Raw genomic sequence first — 16,909 nt, 5'->3', positions numbered from 1 at the left:
AATTTCTAGCTTAGACTTAGCTGCTGCGGGCGATCGCCTATCTTAAGTCAGAGATCTGCTTAAGTACATCGCACAGCAGAAAGTTTGTATTACTCTGCCATAGATTCGAGCAGACGACCAACTACAGGGTCAATCTGCCAGTAATCCTTACCGTCTTGCTTCTGATTTCCTAAATGCGAGACAAGACTGAGGAGATCCGCCCATCTGAGAGTCTGCTTGACAACTTCAGGCGATACATCATCAACAAGATCAATTAATTCCTCAACCGCTGCTTCTCCCCATTGGGCCAAAGTTCTCATCACCAGTTTTATTTGAGGTTCGCAACCGTCAAAGCCCATTGAATTAATTAATTGATCGGATTTATTAAATTGATTCTTCAGTTCCGGCAAAGAATCTTGCCAGCGAGAATCAGCCTGGTAAAATTTATAGAATTCTTGCAGCAGGTTTGACCAATTCCCTGTCACTTCTGTAATCTTCTTTCTAACTTCTAGTTCCCTGGGCAAATTAACATCTTCCAACCAATGTCGCAGCGCGGCATCGTGCCAAGGTTTGAGACTGAAACTTCTCAGTTCCTTAAAGTAATCAACATTTGTGGAATTATGATTAACTAACTGCCAAGCCTTCTGAGGATTTGCGACAAAAACAAGCTGCATAAACGAGTCTTCTTTCTTCAATCTTTTGACTTTATTAATTGCCTCATCAACCCAATCCTTAGTCCAAGGGGTGGTGGGTGATACAACAACGAGCGTCGTGGTATCTTTCTTGCGACGGTTACTAATTTCTGTCAAACGCTGGCTGAAATCCGAGCGGTCTGAAAGGTTTTCTAAATAGTGAATTTTGCAATCCTTCTTACTAAAGGCTGCTTCCATAAAAACTCTCAAATCGTCAATTCCTGCCGCTTGGCAGCCAAATATAATAGAGACACCGTACTCCCGGCGCAGCAGCTCTGATTCCTGTTGAACAGTTAAAGGACTGCGCCGGGAATCAGCTTTATTTTTGACAAGAGGAGACCGAAAAGTAGCAGGTTCGTATTCAGGTGGAGCTTCACGCGGTCTCAGAAGTTCTGCTTCAATTTCTGGTTGCGTACCCATAAGCAAGGCTAAATTAGAACTTCTCAGAGTGAAGTAACCTGCATTGGTTTCTCGTAAAACTCCTAATCCGACCATTTCTTCTAGTAAAGCAAGGATTTCATCTTCTGATGACCTTCCCGCGAATCCTTCAGACCACCAAGACAAGACTTGCTCGCAAATCCAAGATACAGAAAACCCATCCTCCATGCCTGTTTCATTCTCCTGAGAGCCATCAGCAATCGAGTAGGCAATTACCTCGTAGCGCGGATCGAGTCCCAGGGTCAACTTAAAGCGATCGCGAATATTATTGCGAAGGTCTTGACTTTGATAAGCTTCTTCTACATGGCGAGAAGTAATCACGTAAGGCGGACTAATTTTAGGATCGAAAGTAGGCACATCTGGGTTAGTAATGTGCTTGAGTAACTGCTCGCAATAGAGTTGAATCAAGCTCGGATAATAGTTAGTCTGCCAAAGAATGCGCGGGATTAAATCAAGTGATTCAAAACGATAGCCAAGACTAGCCAGCGGACGTTCTACCAATGCTGTTGCCGATCGCATTTCACCATTATTCAGCAGAGGCCCAATGCAGATGGGCGCGCCAAAGTGAGCCAGCGGATGGTTTGCTTGTCTAGTGGTTCTCAGAACGTTGTGCAATCCGGCAAAGACTACCTTAAAACGTCGGTTAGTTTCCGTCATTAATTTTCTGAACTCATCGCAGCGCGGGAAATCCTCCTTACCATCGGCTTCCAGGAAATTATCTGCCTCATCCAACAACAGCAAAAAGCGCCGCTGCTTGTCGAATTCCAGCCAACTTTTAATCCGCTGCAAGCTGCTTTCGCGGACTGAATTGCGCCGGTTGGTATCGGGAATTTGCAATTTATCCAATTCTTCGTTTAGTAGATGCCAAATCTTATCTAACAGTTGCTTGCGCCCAATTTCTTTGATATCCAAAAATAGGGCGTTCCTTCCCACCTCGGTTGCGTGAAAAGTCCGGTGTACATACTTAAGCAAAACCGTTTTACCTAACTGGCGCCCTCCATAAATTAAACAAGAACCTTCTGGATCGATTATGGATTTCCGTTCTCGTTCTCGCCCGTAAAACATCTCAGGCGGAACCTCTCCTGCTGCGGTTTTATAAGGTTCTAGGTAAGTAAAGGGTAAGGTACAGTCAAACAAGACAGGTAGGCGTGTTTTTTGTTCTCCGCAAAGGTAGAGCATCAGCACATCATCTATAACAATGAAAGTGCTCCGACGCTGCCGACACAAATCAGCCAAATCTCGGCGTTTCTTTACGGTCATTCGCCGAAAATAAAAGACGAATACTGGAGAACCGAGAGCAGTTTCTCCAACCGCATTCAGGATATCTTGTTCGTTTGGTATATCCCATAGGCAAAGAATCCGGTAATGACCGTTGGCGGCTGAACCATAGGCAGACACAGGACAGCGATTTTGGTCAAATATCGGCTCGGCATTAACGTCAATCCAGGTATATTGTCCTGATTTTTTAAATGTAAGAGATTTTAGGTTAAAACCGAGGTTGCTGAGAATTTGATGAGCATCTTTCTCTGTGGCTTGATTCCTTCCCTTGGCTGCCAACCAAGTGTCGAGCATTTCAGCGGCTTTTTTGGCTTGGGCCCCCTGCGGCATCTGGATTTTGGCGATATTTTTCCCTTTGGAAATGTCTGCAATTAGCTCTTGCTTTTTGTAATCCTGAAGCACTTTTTCGATCGCAGTATACTTATCATGCTCGAAGAAGTCTTTAAAAGCATCTCTCTTTTCCTCTGGTTCAGGAAGCGATCGCCCTTTTTGCAGCATAGATATATATTCATTAGCCGTCAGGATATCGCCTCGATCCAATACACTGCAAATTCTGGTACGATCGGCATCTGCTATACCTGTTTGCTGAAGACTCTCTAATTCCTCGGATACCCGATCAATCTGTTCCTGGCGCTTGGCGCTAATTCCTTGACCTATCGCCCGAAGCAGCTCAATCTTTTCGGAAAATAGCCTGGTAGTTTCCAGAGCATTTTTAATGCTTTCAATCTGTGCTGCATAAGCAGTTCTATCTGTTTCTCTTAGCAAACCAAAAGCTACGGCACTTTCGAGCTGTTTGCTAGTAGTCTCGACCTGCTCATGCAAAATTACTTGGCACTGTTCAATCCGATTATTCCGTTCGTCCTTTAGCCGATCGAGGTCTAATGTTGATTCGGGGTTGTATTCGAGATATTCGATGATTTGTGCCGTAGCCTCATGATTTCCGACCGCTTTTGAACTACAGACATAACTTTGCATATCGAATGCTTGTTGCCAATCCCAAATGTCATTTTTGACTAACTCCAAAATTCCATCTATACCCGCTTCAGGATTAGCGATATCCAGTTCCCAGGCATCGTTGATAGGGAGAGACGGCATTCTTAACAGATCCGCGTGCAGGATATGTCTTGCGTAAGGTTCTGCGGTTGACAATTTGGTATCTGGATCGAAGATATTGGCGATGTCTTCCACAGCTTTTCGGCAACAGGCAATACCAGCTAAAATAAACACTGGAGGTTTTGTCGCCTCAAAGGTATCTAATTCTTGGAGAACAGTATCTTGAAGATTCTCAATATCTTGTTTTAACTGTTTTGCTTCTTTCTGAAGATAATTGTCTCTTCGATCTAAGCGCGATTCCTGAATTTCAATCCACTTTCGCACCAAATCAACAGGTTCACGAACGCGATCGCGAAACTGAATCACGGCTTTCCCCATCATGGCGTCACTGCGACTGCGGCGAATTTTACGATCGGTCTTCTCAACTTCAGAGTCTATCTGGGATTCGTCAGACAATCGATTGACTTTCTGCTTGAGTGTTGAAAGTTTACTCAAATCGCTTTCAAGTACAGGAAATAGTAAAGAGTGAATCAGTTCGTCCGGCTTCAACCAATCCTGCCAAACCTTCTTCGCCGGCGGGTAAATCATATCTTTTTTATGTGCTTGAGACCACCAAGATTCGATGTTTTGATGCAATTGGTCTAAAGATTTTTGTATGTCTGCCTGGTCTTGAGCTTTCTTGATGGCTGTGATATCCAGCGCCCGCTGCCTATCGCCGTGTTTGGCGATAATTTGGCAATAATCGTATAGTTTGTCGAGTCCAGCTTTACCGAAGTGAATCTGCTGGAGAAGGTGCTTCGCACCAGTATTTGGCGCTAGTAAAGACGGTCGCAGTGCTGCTGCTGCCAAGAGCAAGCTTGCAGCTTGAGTCCATTCACTTTTATCTGGCAATAAATAGCTTTCGCTGTAACTCGTGAAGTCATCTTTAAGCAGATTTGCAAGTTGTCCATATCCTACGTCATAGCGCAGGTTTTTTCCTACCAATACTGCTCGAATTAACTGCGGTGGCAGGTGCGGATTAAAGTGAGGATATTCTTTTTCTAAACAGCGAGCTAAATGAAAGGCAAGGCTGAGTCTTTCTTCAAAAATCAGCCGCCAAACTAAGTCGCGCAAAACTGCTGGACGTTCTCGATCGGTGCCGTCCAAGATGGATTGAGCGATTTTTTGAGCGGTATCATTGGGCGAGAAGCAGTAAAAAGGGTGTTTTTCTTCTCTTTTTTTATCCCCCTGCTTTTTAACTTCTTTCCCTTGTTGCTTTTCAGAAATTTGCTGATGTATCTGAATTGCGGTTGGCGATTCTATTGGAATATTTGGGATATTTTCCGGGGTGGGCACCGCGAGCGCGTTCTCTGTCGATACCCCATTCAACTCTGCTGCGGGTAGTGCTTCTACCCGAGGAATATTTTCAGACTTGGGAGACTCAACTAAGTCATTTTTGTCTAATTTATTTTGAGTATAAACCGGAGGTAAATCTGGGATTGCTTTCTCCTGAATAATGAGCTTTCCTCTCCCTGCTGCCCTCGCCAGAGTTCTTCCAAATGATGCCGTTACCACATCCTCTAAGGAATCTAAACGTTCGTCATCTGCTTCTTCCCATTCTGCAATTAGTGTTAGCAGTTTTGAGAATGGATGATTGCCATCAGCCAAGAGTTGGGTGTCCGGATGCAAGTCAGACTCCTGAGATTCGGAGATGGCGCGTTGAAGTTCGCGGGCTTTTTCCTGACATTCCAACAATGACTGAAAATTGCTTTCTACTCGATGGGCGATCGCTAAAATGCGTTCCAAAACCCTCAAGGAAGAGTCGCGGACAAGAGCGATCCCACTTTTTTGCTTCTCGGCCAAATCAACACGGTCAAGTACAGACTTGATATCTGCTAAAGAACCAATTTCCTCAGCTTGCAGCATTGGCAATACTGCCAAAGATTCAGCCAGTTCTAGCACCTTGTCGCGAAGCTGAATAAAGTTTTTACGGGACTCGTCAAGTTCTTGAATAAGCTGTTGAGATATAGGTATACCAGGGTAAAGCAACTTTCGACTCGCCTCTGACAGCCGTGCTTCCAGTTGGGAAAAAATCGGCTCTAGTGCGGTGAGTTGTTTTAGTAAGTCTGCTGAATTGTGTTCCATCGGTTTAATCACTCCATTTAAGTTATTTTCTGTCGGTTCTGCAAGGTGAAAATTCTGGTCATTATTTGCATAATTGAAATTATTTTCATTTTCATCGGCACTCGACAGGTAAGTCTGAGCCAACGTTGCTTGTTGTATATTTGATTTGTCTATGAAATTGTTAAAATAAATTAATGGTTCGGTCATATTAGCTATATCAACTATTTTATCATCAACAGGCTCCTGTAAGAAAGTGTCGCGGCTGCGAGACAAGTTTTCTGGAATGTTGAAGTGTCTGGGCTGCATCGGTTGGGCGATCGGTCTTTTTGTCTCAGTTTGATAAATTGCTGTGGGGCGAATATAATCTTTTAAAATGCTGCTGCGGTTGGGATGGCGCAATCTTAGTAAAGCGTTAGCCTCAATTTGCCGAATCCGCTCGCGGGTAAGATTAAATATATTGCCGATTTCTTCTAGAGTCTTCTCGCGGCCGTCATCCAAGCCGAATCGCATCCGTATAACCTCACGTTCGCGGGAACTGAGGGTGTTTAAGACGCTTTCTATGTCTCGCCGCTGGTTAATTTTTAAAATATAATCTTCTGGTGTTTCCCCATGGAATTCAATCAACTCTCCCAATGTAGAACCTTCTTCATTACCCATTCTAGTATCCAAGGAAATGATAGGCTGATCCGATTCAATAACCAAGCGCAATTTGGCAGTAGTCATTTTCCAGCAATCAGCGACTTCTTCCATCTTGGGAGTGCGACCAAATTCTTGAGAAAGCAGTTTGGTAGTTTTCTTAATCCGCGAGATCGTTTCGCAAAGGTGAACTGGCAGGCGGATAGTCCGTGATTGATCGGCAATCGCCCGCGTAATTTCCTGACGAATCCACCAATATGCGTAGGTGGAAAACCTGTAGCCCTTCGTGCAATCAAACTTTTCTACAGCCCTGATTAAACCCAGATTTCCCTCCTGAATCAAGTCTAAGAAATCCAGCCCTCGATTTTGATATTTTTTAGCGATTGAGACTACCAGCCGCAAGTTAGACTCTACCATTTTGTCTTTAGCTTTTCGGCTGCCCTCTAATTCTAACTCAGCAATTATTCGAGCTAATTCAATCTCTTCGTCAGCTTTGAGCATGGGAATTCGACCGATTTGTTGCAGGTAAACCCGAAGCGAATCTGGCGGTAGGCGCTCTTTTTTAAATTTGATGCTGTCAGGAATAGTTTTATGCCAAGCTTCATGAAATTCGTCAAAGTTGCTAAAGCCATGATTCTCATGCAACTCTGTCACAAAAATATTGAAGAGCATTTTTAAATGAGAGTTTGTCGGACTGGCGAATGGGATATCTTTAAGATGTTTGACTTTTCCTAATACATCTTTAGATTCATTGCGTTTGTGTTGGCGGCGGTTTATCATGGAGAAAGTCAGAGTTTCTCCATGCTGAAAGAGAACGATCGCCGGCATCGGTAAAATTTTATTAATCTCGCGGACAATGCCGTCAAGTTGTTCTATAGTGTACGCGCTCCTCCGCAGTGCGATCGCGAAAAACAAGTACGAAGTAAAAAAGGCACTCTCACCACTGCTAGTATCAAATTCGACAAACTGGTCATTATCTGCAATTTCTGTCCCGGTAAATTGGAAGAGAAAATCAACCGACAGCCATTCCTCTAAGAGAGCTTTTTGGGAGTTGAGCTCTTGATATATGTCAAATTCTGCAATAAAATTATCCGAACTATTAGGATAAAACGGAAGAGTTTTATCACTGCGGTAGCCAAGAGCAAAGAACAAATTCCGGGCGTTATCAGCAAGTTTCCCCTTGGCAAAACTACTTAAAGCTTGATTAATAGATACTTTTGCTTGTTGTTCGCTGACGCTCATTTAATCACCAACCAGGTAATCAGTTCAAAATCCGTTGTTGCTTTAACCTGATGCGCTTTTTCAACCAATACAGCACTGCGGCTAGACAGCAGGTAGCCGATGCTCCGCTTCTTGTAAATATCTGCAATTGAATCCACCGCCCGCTTCAGCAAGTCGTTATACAAACTCATATCAAATCCGTTATTAGTTTGTCGATCGAACAAGTTGCACAACTCTTCATAGGGAACAGTACACCCCGCGCACAGCAACTGATATATTTCAAGTATTTGTTTGGGTTGAGCAAAAGTTAATCGCACTTCCTTATTTTCTCGAACGTAAACTAAAAAGTATGGTTGCAGCGGGTTGACGGTTTTATTATCAAGACAATCGCCTTTTTGTTTGAGGCAAAAAATTACGCCCGGAGCAATTATCGGGTACTCCGAGTTAGTTGGAACTACTGCATAAAGTCCTAAAGGAGCATCTTGGAGTAGTTTGCGGTTGCTCTCAATGTATTTGGCTAGTTCAATTCGGAAGTCATCGAGAGTGAATTCGGTTAGGGCTACACTCTCCGTGAAATCTTCGAGATCCAGCACCTCATGTTTCAATCGCAGCAACTGCTTGTCGCGGTATTTCAAATCACTCTCAATCAGTTCTTGAATTTCCTTTGCCTCCAGCAGGTTATCTTCAAATGTACCAGCCATGTCCGCTAAAGCCATCCGTGCTTCTACTCGATTTTTCAGATTGATGTATTGATCCAAGTTCTCTGTCGGCCAAAAATTAATTAATTGTACCGTGTGGTTGGGACTGCCAATGCGATCGCACCTACCGAACCGCTGGATAATTCGGACTGGGTTCCAGTGTATGTCGTAGTTAATCAGATAATCGCAATATTGTAAATTTTGCCCTTCTGATATACAATCTGTGGCAATTAATAAGTCAATCTCGCCGTCTTGCTGCATAGATGGAATTTGGGCGCGTTTCTTGGCGAACGGCGAAAAATTTGTCAGGACGTGATTGAACTCATTTTTGCCAAAGGTGGTCTTATTTGCCGCCGAACCACCAGTCACCAAAGCTAGGTTAATTTTCAATTCTAATGTTGCCCATTCCCGCAATCCTTCGTAGAGATAAACTGCCGTATCTGCAAAGGCAGTAAACACTAAAACCTTGCGATTTGGTTGGCCATGCTTGTTAGTTGTAGGATTCCTAACTTTCTTGGCGATCCGTTCTTTTAGCTCAGCCAGCTTGGCATCGCGTTCAACAGAAATGCTTTGGGCAGAATTGTAAATTTTTTTAAGCTGTTTCTTGTCGTTTTTCAGGTCTTTTAACCAGGTTTCGACATCGAGGTGCACCATTTTAACTTTTAGCTTGCCAACCTCCCACGCCGCTCGTAAATCCTCGTCTTCTTCTGCCTCGAACTCTAAATCCTTGAAATCAATTTCCGCGTTTTCGTCTTGCCAATTCCTGAAGGATTCGAGTCGTTTTTGTAACTCTGATATTTTGTCAATAGTCCGCTGCATTGTGATAGCGAAGGAATTCACCGAGCTTTCCAGGCGTTTCAAAAAATTAACCTTTATCATGCCGATCAGAGAGCGTTCCCGATCGCTCTGTTTGAAATTTCGCCCTCCTTTATTTTCATACACCGAACGATAGGGGGGCAGGACATATTTTGAAGGGTTGAATAGCGAGAGTTGATATTTAGAAATTTCGCTGTTAAGCTGTTCGTAGGACATGAACTCACCCTTTAGGTCAATCTCAGGAAATACGGAGATGGGTGTGAGCCGTTCTGGAAAGCCGCCTAATTGGGCGATCGCATCTTTATAGTATTTTTGAATGTGCTTGCGCGATCGTGCGATCGTCAATTGGTCAAGCAGTTTGAAAAAAGCAGAACTTAGTTCTTCCAGCAGTTCGCTAGTTTTGCGATCGCGACTTTTCTTAGCCCACTTGGTAAATTTTCCCTGAGCATCAGCTAGTGTATCGCGCAGACTGACAATTCCCAGCGATTCGCCAAACGCAGCATCGCGACCTTCTGTTATAAAATAAAGTTGATTCCGCAAATCCTTTAAATCATTGTTAACCGGAGTTGCTGATAAGAGTAGCACCTGAGTTTTGACACCGCTCTTGATAATATCATCCATCAACCTTTCGTAACGGCTCTTTCTAATTAGATTACCAGATTCGTCCCGTTTGCTCTTGATGTTGTTGCGGAAATTGTGCGATTCGTCAATAACTACCAAGTCATAGTTACCCCAATTAATCGTTTCTAAATTAATGTCCCCAGAGTAACCAGAGTCACGACTCAAGTCGGTGTGAGATAGGACTGTATAGTTAAAGCGGTCTTTAACCAAAGGATTGAGATCGCTATTGTTCTGTGCTAGATATACAGTCCAATTCTCGCGGAGTTTTTTGGGACACAGAACCAAAACTTTTTCATTGCGAAGTTCAAAATGTTTAATAACCGCTAGAGCTTCAAATGTTTTACCTAAACCAACGCTGTCAGCAATAATACACCCGTTATATCGTCGGATTTTATTGATGGCGGCCTTAACTCCGTCTTTTTGAAATTCAAATAGAGCTTTCCAGATTTCTGTATCAAATAGGTGTAGCTGTTCGCTGAGAATATCGCTTTTTTCTAGGTCATCTAGAAAAGTCTCGAAGATATGAAACAGAGTTTTGTAGTAGATAAACTCAGGAGAATTATTCTGGTAAAGTTGCTCTAGGTACAGCAGCACATCTTGTTTGACATCTTCGATGAGCTCGGCATCATTCCAGAGTTCATCAAACCAGGCTTTAAGGTCGCGGGTATCGCGTTTACTATCTACTTCTAGATTGAGTTCAATATTGTTGTTATTTTTACCTAATCCGAGTCCCCGCATGGTAAAATTAGAACTGCCCATAATAGCATTTTCAGTTCCGTTATGAGCAATGTGATACATTTTGCCGTGCAGTAAATTAGATTGCTTTACTGACCGTATCTGGACTTTTTTTTCAATCCATTCTGCACATTCTTTCGCCACCCGTTTTTGCTGCAACCGATTCTGTAGCTGCAAGCCCTCATCCTCAATTTGGAACGCCTTTTTATCGGTTTTACTGGGGTCAAGGGACTTGATGAAGCGCGGTTCGCCAAACAAAAATTTTAAGCTTTTAATACCTAGAAGTTGTTCCTTCAAAGCATCAAAAGCATAAATTGTAAAGTAAGCAGAAACAATTGACAAGCTTGAGTTTTCCTCGACCTTGGCTTTCAAAAAATTGCCCACAGTTCCGCGGTGGCGGTTGTCTCTAATTGCCGACTTTGGGAGAGAAGAATCATGCTTTGACATAGCCTACCTTTATGCGGTTGTTGCACTTGGCTATATTCTACATCTTCCACGATTCTTAGGAACGGGCTCTCCGGCCCGTTCCACAACATATACTGATATTGTACAATCAACTCCGCAAACGGCCCGATCGCATAATGCTAATAATCAACCAAAAACCCAAAAAACTAGCCGCCCCAAACAAACCATTGCTCAAAAAAGATAGCTGAGCAGTTTGCGCGTTAGAAGAAATAATTGCCGCCCCCACAATCAGCGAACCTACAACAATACTAAAAGAAAGCCGATTCGCAGAATCCCCCAAAGTGCGGCGCAGCGGATCGAGTTCTTTTAGCGTCAAATTCCACTTCAAAGTTTCCGAAGTCACCCGGTCTAAAAGCACTTCCACCTGTCGCGGAGATTGCAAAGATAAGCTTTTCAGATCCAGGGCAGTTCTCAACAGAGCTTGTACCGGGTCATCTCCCAATAACTGACGCCGAAACATATCTGTCATCAGCGGTTTGACCTGCTCTATAATATTGAATCTGGGATTAAAAGAACGCGCCAATCCTTCCAAATTAGCTAAAGTTTTTGCGTACAAACCGAGATTGCTGGGCAGCCTAATTTTATTGTTTCTGGTAATTTCCAGTACCTCATAAAATATTTCCGATAAGTTCATTTGCGACAAGCTAATATTGTAATACTTTCGCAGCATTCGAGCCAAATCGTTTTCGAGATTAGCCAAACTTGTAGGCTGAGCAAATTCTGCCATTTGCAATGTTAATTGAGCGCAGCGCTGAGCGTCTAAATCGACAATTGACAGTAACATTTCTGTCAAATTCTGCTGGGTGCGCGGGTCTAACCTGCCGACCATGCCGCAGTCTAGCAGGGCAATCCGACCGTCTTTGAGATAAAATAAATTGCCGGGATGCGGGTCTGCGTGAAAGAATCCGTCGATGTACAACTGCTGGAAGAAAACGCGGCAAAGCAGGGTTGTAATTGCTTCGCGTTCGGCATTTATATCTCCTTTGTGGCCAATTCCTTGCAAATCGCCTAACAGAATTGGCACTCCGTTCAGCCATTCCATTACTAAGAGTTTTTTTGTAGTCAACTCCCAGTTAATTTCTGGTAGAACAACTTGTTTTGGGTCGAACCATTTACTTTTAGATAAATTGCGGCGCAGTTCGTCGGTGTAGCTGGCTTCTTGAATGAAGTCTAGTTCTGCACGCAGGGCGATCGCAAATTCTTCGGCTAGGGCGACAATATCGTATTGTTGACCGAAGTCTGTCAGCATCACAAGTTCGGCCAAACCTCGGAGCACGGCGATGTCTTGTTCGATGACAATATCGATACCGGGGCGCTGAACTTTCAGGGCGACTTCGCGGCCGTCTTTTAAGGTAGCTTTGTGGGTTTGGGCGATCGAGCCTGCGGCGATCGCCTGAGTGTTAAATTTAGCGAAGGTATCTTCGAGAGATTGTACGAGTTCCTTGCGGACAATCGCTTCTACTTGCGACCACGGTACGGGGGGCACTTCCGCTTGCAGCGTGGAGAGGGTTTCGATGTAGGCGGCGGGTAAAAGGTCGGGACGGGTACTCAGCAATTGTCCCAATTTCACAAAAACTGGGCCTAATTCTACCAAGATGTTGCGGAGAACAGCGGGAGTTGGGAGACTGGGTGCGTCGGTTTTGCGGCCGGTTAGGAGGCTTTTCATGTAGTCCCAACCGTTGCGGAAGACGACCTCTAGGATTTCTCCTTTGCGAGAAGTGTTTTGAACTAGGCTAAACAATGGGCCTCCGGGTCGATCGACTTTGCTAGCAATATAACTACTAGGATAGCGCTGTTGACCGAGCTGACCATTGTCTTGAGGAATAATTTGGGGGTGAGAGGGTGGGAATGGGCGCAATTTCTGAAGAGGGATAGCTGCGCTGCGCCTACTTTGGGGTGTGGGGGAGGGCGATCGGTTTTTGGCCGTAGCATTAATCCTCATGTTAATATACAGTTAAAGTAGACATGATATTTTTATGATTAAATTTATTGAGTTTAAAAGTTGAATCAAAAACTTGAATAAGTAAGTTATTACCAGCCAAATTGTCAATGTGTTTCACATCTATAAAAAACATGATTGCTATCCAATCTCCTGCAAACTCGATCGAATTATCCATCAACTTAACTGACGATCAATTTTTTCAGCTTTGTCAGAACAACCGCGATTATCAATTTGAACGTACAGCATCAGGGGAATTAATTATTATGCCACCGACAGGCAGTGAAACTAGCAAGCGCAATATCGATTTATCATATCAACTTCAAGCCTGGAGCAGGCAAAATAATCTAGGAGTTGCCTTCGACTCTTCTGGAGGCTTTACACTCCCGAATGGTGCCGATCGCTCTCCTGATGCCTCTTGGGTCAAAAAAGAACGCTGGGATGCTTTAACACCGGAACAAAAAGACAGTTTTGCTCCTTTGTGTCCCGATTTTGTGGTCGAGTTGCGATCGAAGACTGATTCGTTGAAAAAGCTGCAAGAGAAAATGCAAGAATATATAGATAACGGTGCGAGATTGGGTTGGTTAATTGACAGGCAAAATCGGCGGGTAGAAATTTATCGCCCCGGTCAAAGTGTGGAAATTCTCCAAAATCCTGCCACTGTGTCGGGGGAAGATGTACTGCCTGGTTTTGTGTTGGATTTAGCAGAAATTATGTAGTCAGTGGCAGATGCGAGTTGCGTCACTAAAATTTCCTAGGTTCGTAGTAAAGACTTTAGTCTTTCTGGCTTTATTGAGTAAGAAAAAACTGAAGTCCTGACTACGAACCTGTTTTTTTATTGCGGTGTCGCCCTTTACAACAAATCTTTCAATTTGTCATCTTCTCCCAACACTTTGATTACCTGTTTAATCTCCTGCGTCCTGTCCTTTTTCACAATCAAAGTTACATTCCCATCTCTGACAACTACCACATCTTCTAAACCAATAGTGACAATCACCTCATTCTCATCGGCTGCATAAAAGATGCCACCTTTGGTATCAATTCCGACGTGTTTTGCTAACTCGACATTCGGTTTGTCTCCTTGCAGCAAACGACCGATCGCATTCCAATCACCCAAATCGTCCCAACTAAAGCTCACAGGCAAAACACAGGCTTTTTGCGTCTTCTCCATCAGGGCGTAATCAATGCTAATTTTCGGCAATTCCGAGTAAGCAGCAGCACCTTTCGCTTCCAAAGCTGCCATCATTTCCGGTACATGATTTCGCAATTCTGTCAAGACCGTACCGACTCGAAACACAAAAATTCCGCCGTTCCAACTAAACTTACCGCTGGCGACAAATTCTTCAGCAGTTGTGCGATCGGGCTTTTCGGTAAACCTCGCCACCCGGTACGCCGGAAAACCGCCAAAACTGCCAATTTCCTCGCCTTGTTCGATGTAGCCGTAGCCAGTGGAAGCATAACTCGGTTTAACACCCAAAGTGGCGATCGCACTTTCCTTCATCGCCAACTCAGCAGCCGCTTCCAAAGTCTTGACAAACTCCTCCGGTTCCCCAATCCAGTGATCCGCGGGGAAAAACCCGACAACCGCATCCTCACCGTAACGCTTCGCAATTTCGATCGCACTCCAAGCCACCGCCGGCGCAGTATCCCGGCCTTCGGGTTCGGCCAGCAAATTCTCTTGAGGTAAAAGCGGCAACTGTTCCCGAACCCCGTCGGCCAACATTTCCGATGTTACCACCCACAAATCGTCCCAGCCGTTACCTAATGTTAATAGTCTTTCCGCTGTAGTCTGCAGCAAACTCTTGCCACTACCGTCGAGACTCAAAAACTGCTTGGGGCGCTGCTTGCGACTCAGCGGCCAGAAACGTTCGCCTTTACCGCCGGCCAGAATCACAGGAATTAAGGTTCTACTCATGGTTTAAAGTTTAAAAAGTTCACATCTATTTTGGCTTGATACCCGTAGGGACACGGCAATGCCGTGTCCTTACCCGTAGCTTAATTTTTAATTCTACCTTCTATCTTCCGCCTGTCACTTTGTCAATCCAATTAGTATTACGATAAATGTATGGTGCGCCGCAGCGCACCTTACCCCAATATCAGACCGATAAGTTATCGTTAACGAATTCTTTAAAATTGCTATAGCCACGAGCAATTAGCAATTAGCTATTGATTCGACAATTCGACGTTGAGTTCGTTCACGACACGGCGTTTCAGCGGGAGAGATTTTTCACGAGGCAGCAAGTCAAATACTTTCCTAAAAGCATCATCTACCTGTTCAAATGGTATTTGTCCTTTCTCATTAAAAACTACTTTTCCTGATTGGTCGAGGATGACAGTTTGAGGTACAAAACCTTCGTAATAATGGCTCGGTTCGGTGGTTTTGGGTGACGGTTGCGGAGGCAAAGAGTCAATTATTACTGGGATAAAATCGGCTTCGCGGCCGTAAAATTCCTGGAGTTGAGAGACGACGATCGCGTATTGCTTGGAGTCGCTGCTGTCGTCAGTGTAAAACACTAACAATACGGGTTTATTACGTTTGAAAGAATCTGTGAGCTTGACCTTAGGAGGAACTAGGGAACCGTTGCCCGCGTAGAGGGCAAAGATAGTGCCGTCGAAGCGATCGTCTGTGAGAGTTGCTAAGGCTGGCGGTGCGCCGGTTAGCAGTATCAAGCTAAGTGCGATCGCCACTGTTAAAAGACTGGCTGACAAGATTCGCTTCAGCAAGCCCAGGCCAGAAGCAGGAGTAACAATTGATTTTTTGTTCTCAGGAAATATCATATGTTGTTGGCAGTTGCTGTAAGGAAAGCGAAATCAAATGCAAAAACTTTCCTAATTGTATCAGCAACTGTATGCAAATGTTCCTGAGTAGGTTAACCTAGTGTCGGATAGACTATGATAATTTGCTTGTTGTAGCGATCGACACGGTGATTCTACTGATCCAAAAACACTATTTGCGATCGGCTTTTCAGGAGTGGGCTGAAAGTGTCCGCGCCACAATAGAATTTATTTGTTGCGGGCTGAGCTTGTAGCTTCTGAGAATGATGCAAGATGTTAAATTCAACTGATAACTAGAAACTGACAACTGGGAATTCACAACTAATGATAGCTTTGCTTGACGCACTCCTCGCCCAAACGCCCGCTGCTGATGTTTCCGGGCCCGCTCAAATCAATCTGTTGCAGGCGATTGTTTTAGGAATTGTACAAGGATTAACAGAGTTTTTGCCCATCAGCAGCAGCGCTCATTTGAAGGTAGTGCCGATCGCCCTTGGATGGGGCGATCCGGGGGTTGCTTATACTGCTGTAATTCAGTTGGGCAGTATTGTTGCAGTGCTTTGGTATTTCTGGAAAGACTTGACAAATATAACTGTTGGTGCAATTGAAGCAGTGGTGAAGCGCAACTACAAATCGCAAGAGTTTCAAATGGCGGTGGCACTGGTTTTGGGAACAATACCTATACTCTTTTTTGGGCTGCTAATCAAGGCATTGGTTCCAGATTTTGATCACTCGCCGCTGAGAAGTTTGACCAGCATCGCCATTGCTTCGATCGTCATGTCGCTACTGTTAGCAATAGCAGAAAAAATTGGCAAGCGCAATCGCACTTATGAAAAGTTAACTGTCTCAGACGGTATTTTGATGGGATTAGCTCAAGCAATAGCCTTGATTCCGGGGTGTTCGCGATCGGGTTCTACCCTAACAGCAGGATTGTTTATGGGATTGGAAAGACCCGCCGCCGCGCGGTTTTCTTTTCTATTGGGAATTCCGGCAATTACTCTGGCTGGATTAGTGGAATTGAAGGGTGCTTTGGGAGAAGGAATCAGCGATGCTGGAGTTGCAGCTTTGATAGTGGGAACAATTTCGGCATTTGTGTTTTCTTATTTGTCAATCGCCTGGCTGCTCAAGTTCCTGCAAACTCAAAACACCTGGGTGTTTGTGTGGTACAGGTTGGCTTTTGGCGTGGCAATTTTGACCGCGCTTGCAGGTGGGGCAGTGAACAATATTTAAAAGATAAATCCGATAGCAGTAGGAGCGACTTATGTCGCTCTGCTCTCGGTAGAAGTAAGAAATAGAACGCCCCATTACAAAATTGTTATCAATGCAAGAAAGTCTGAAACCTCAACAGCAAGAGAATTTAGAGAATCTATTGATGCAGTTAAAAATAAATTTAGATCGGGACGATTTAGATAAAATGTGCCAGTGCCGTTAAGGAGGAAGGCGAAAGATTTGTCTCCCCCTTT

7 protein-coding genes and 1 pseudogene are annotated in these 16,909 nt (G+C 44.2%); 2 read left to right on the top strand and 6 right to left on the bottom strand.

Annotation, left to right across the window (positions count from 1 at the left end; all coding sequences use genetic code 11):
* Positions 1 to 89: 89 nt before the first annotated feature.
* From QUA58_RS31455 to QUA58_RS03425, 4 genes and pseudogenes are all read right to left on the bottom strand, one after another.
* Complete coding sequence (locus QUA58_RS31455) at positions 90 to 5,345, bottom strand: AAA family ATPase (RefSeq protein ID WP_445301860.1); 5,256 nt, start codon at positions 5,343 to 5,345, stop codon at positions 90 to 92.
* A gap of 552 nt (positions 5,346 to 5,897) precedes the next feature.
* Positions 5,898 to 6,743, bottom strand: a pseudogene (locus QUA58_RS03435) (sigma-70 family RNA polymerase sigma factor); the annotation flags it as partial.
* Positions 6,744 to 7,417: 674 nt separating this feature from the next.
* Positions 7,418 to 10,717: a helicase-related protein gene (locus tag QUA58_RS03430; RefSeq protein ID WP_333393042.1), complete on the bottom strand. Its 3,300-nt coding sequence runs from the start codon at positions 10,715 to 10,717 to the stop codon at positions 7,418 to 7,420.
* Between the two features lie 106 nt (positions 10,718 to 10,823).
* Complete coding sequence (locus tag QUA58_RS03425) at positions 10,824 to 12,476, bottom strand: AarF/ABC1/UbiB kinase family protein (RefSeq protein ID WP_333256128.1); 1,653 nt, start codon at positions 12,474 to 12,476, stop codon at positions 10,824 to 10,826.
* 332 nt (positions 12,477 to 12,808) lie between these two features.
* Here QUA58_RS03425 and QUA58_RS03420 point away from each other — a divergent pair, with 332 nt between their 5' ends.
* Entirely contained in the window at positions 12,809 to 13,393 is a 585-nt protein-coding gene (locus QUA58_RS03420; RefSeq protein ID WP_333393041.1) for a Uma2 family endonuclease, read from the top strand.
* Between the two features lie 134 nt (positions 13,394 to 13,527).
* On the opposite strand, the gene QUA58_RS03415 is transcribed toward QUA58_RS03420, so the two are convergent.
* Together QUA58_RS03415 and QUA58_RS03410 are read right to left on the bottom strand one after the other, a co-directional pair.
* Positions 13,528 to 14,589: a mannose-1-phosphate guanylyltransferase gene (locus QUA58_RS03415; RefSeq protein ID WP_333393040.1), complete on the bottom strand. Its 1,062-nt coding sequence runs from the start codon at positions 14,587 to 14,589 to the stop codon at positions 13,528 to 13,530.
* A 248-nt stretch (positions 14,590 to 14,837) separates the two neighbouring features.
* The gene (locus QUA58_RS03410; protein ID WP_333256097.1) at positions 14,838 to 15,452 is read right to left on the bottom strand and encodes a thylakoid membrane photosystem I accumulation factor; all 615 of its coding nucleotides are present in this window, start codon (positions 15,450 to 15,452) and stop codon (positions 14,838 to 14,840) included.
* A gap of 321 nt (positions 15,453 to 15,773) precedes the next feature.
* Here QUA58_RS03410 and QUA58_RS03405 point away from each other — a divergent pair, with 321 nt between their 5' ends.
* A complete protein-coding gene (locus QUA58_RS03405; RefSeq protein WP_333256095.1) occupies positions 15,774 to 16,676 on the top strand; it encodes an undecaprenyl-diphosphate phosphatase in 903 nt (300 codons plus the stop codon).
* Positions 16,677 to 16,909: the final 233 nt, after the last annotated feature.

It is taken from the genome of Microcoleus sp. N9_A1 (assembly GCF_036701795.1).
Taxonomy (GTDB): domain Bacteria; phylum Cyanobacteriota; class Cyanobacteriia; order Cyanobacteriales; family Microcoleaceae; genus Microcoleus.
Note: the sequence above shows the minus strand (reverse complement) of the source record. Positions and strands in the feature narration are given on the sequence as shown.

Coding starts and splice junctions, on each gene's coding strand:
- QUA58_RS03415 (WP_333393040.1), bottom strand. CDS start 14,589: ATGAGTAGAACCTTAATTCCTGTGATTCTGGCCGGCGGTAAAGGCGAA.
- QUA58_RS03410 (WP_333256097.1), bottom strand. CDS start 15,452: ATGATATTTCCTGAGAACAAAAAATCAATTGTTACTCCTGCTTCTGGC.
- QUA58_RS31455 (WP_445301860.1), bottom strand. CDS start 5,345: ATGCTGCAAGCTGAGGAAATTGGTTCTTTAGCAGATATCAAGTCTGTA.
- QUA58_RS03430 (WP_333393042.1), bottom strand. CDS start 10,717: ATGTCAAAGCATGATTCTTCTCTCCCAAAGTCGGCAATTAGAGACAAC.
- QUA58_RS03420 (WP_333393041.1), top strand. CDS start 12,809: ATGATTGCTATCCAATCTCCTGCAAACTCGATCGAATTATCCATCAAC.
- QUA58_RS03405 (WP_333256095.1), top strand. CDS start 15,774: ATGATAGCTTTGCTTGACGCACTCCTCGCCCAAACGCCCGCTGCTGAT.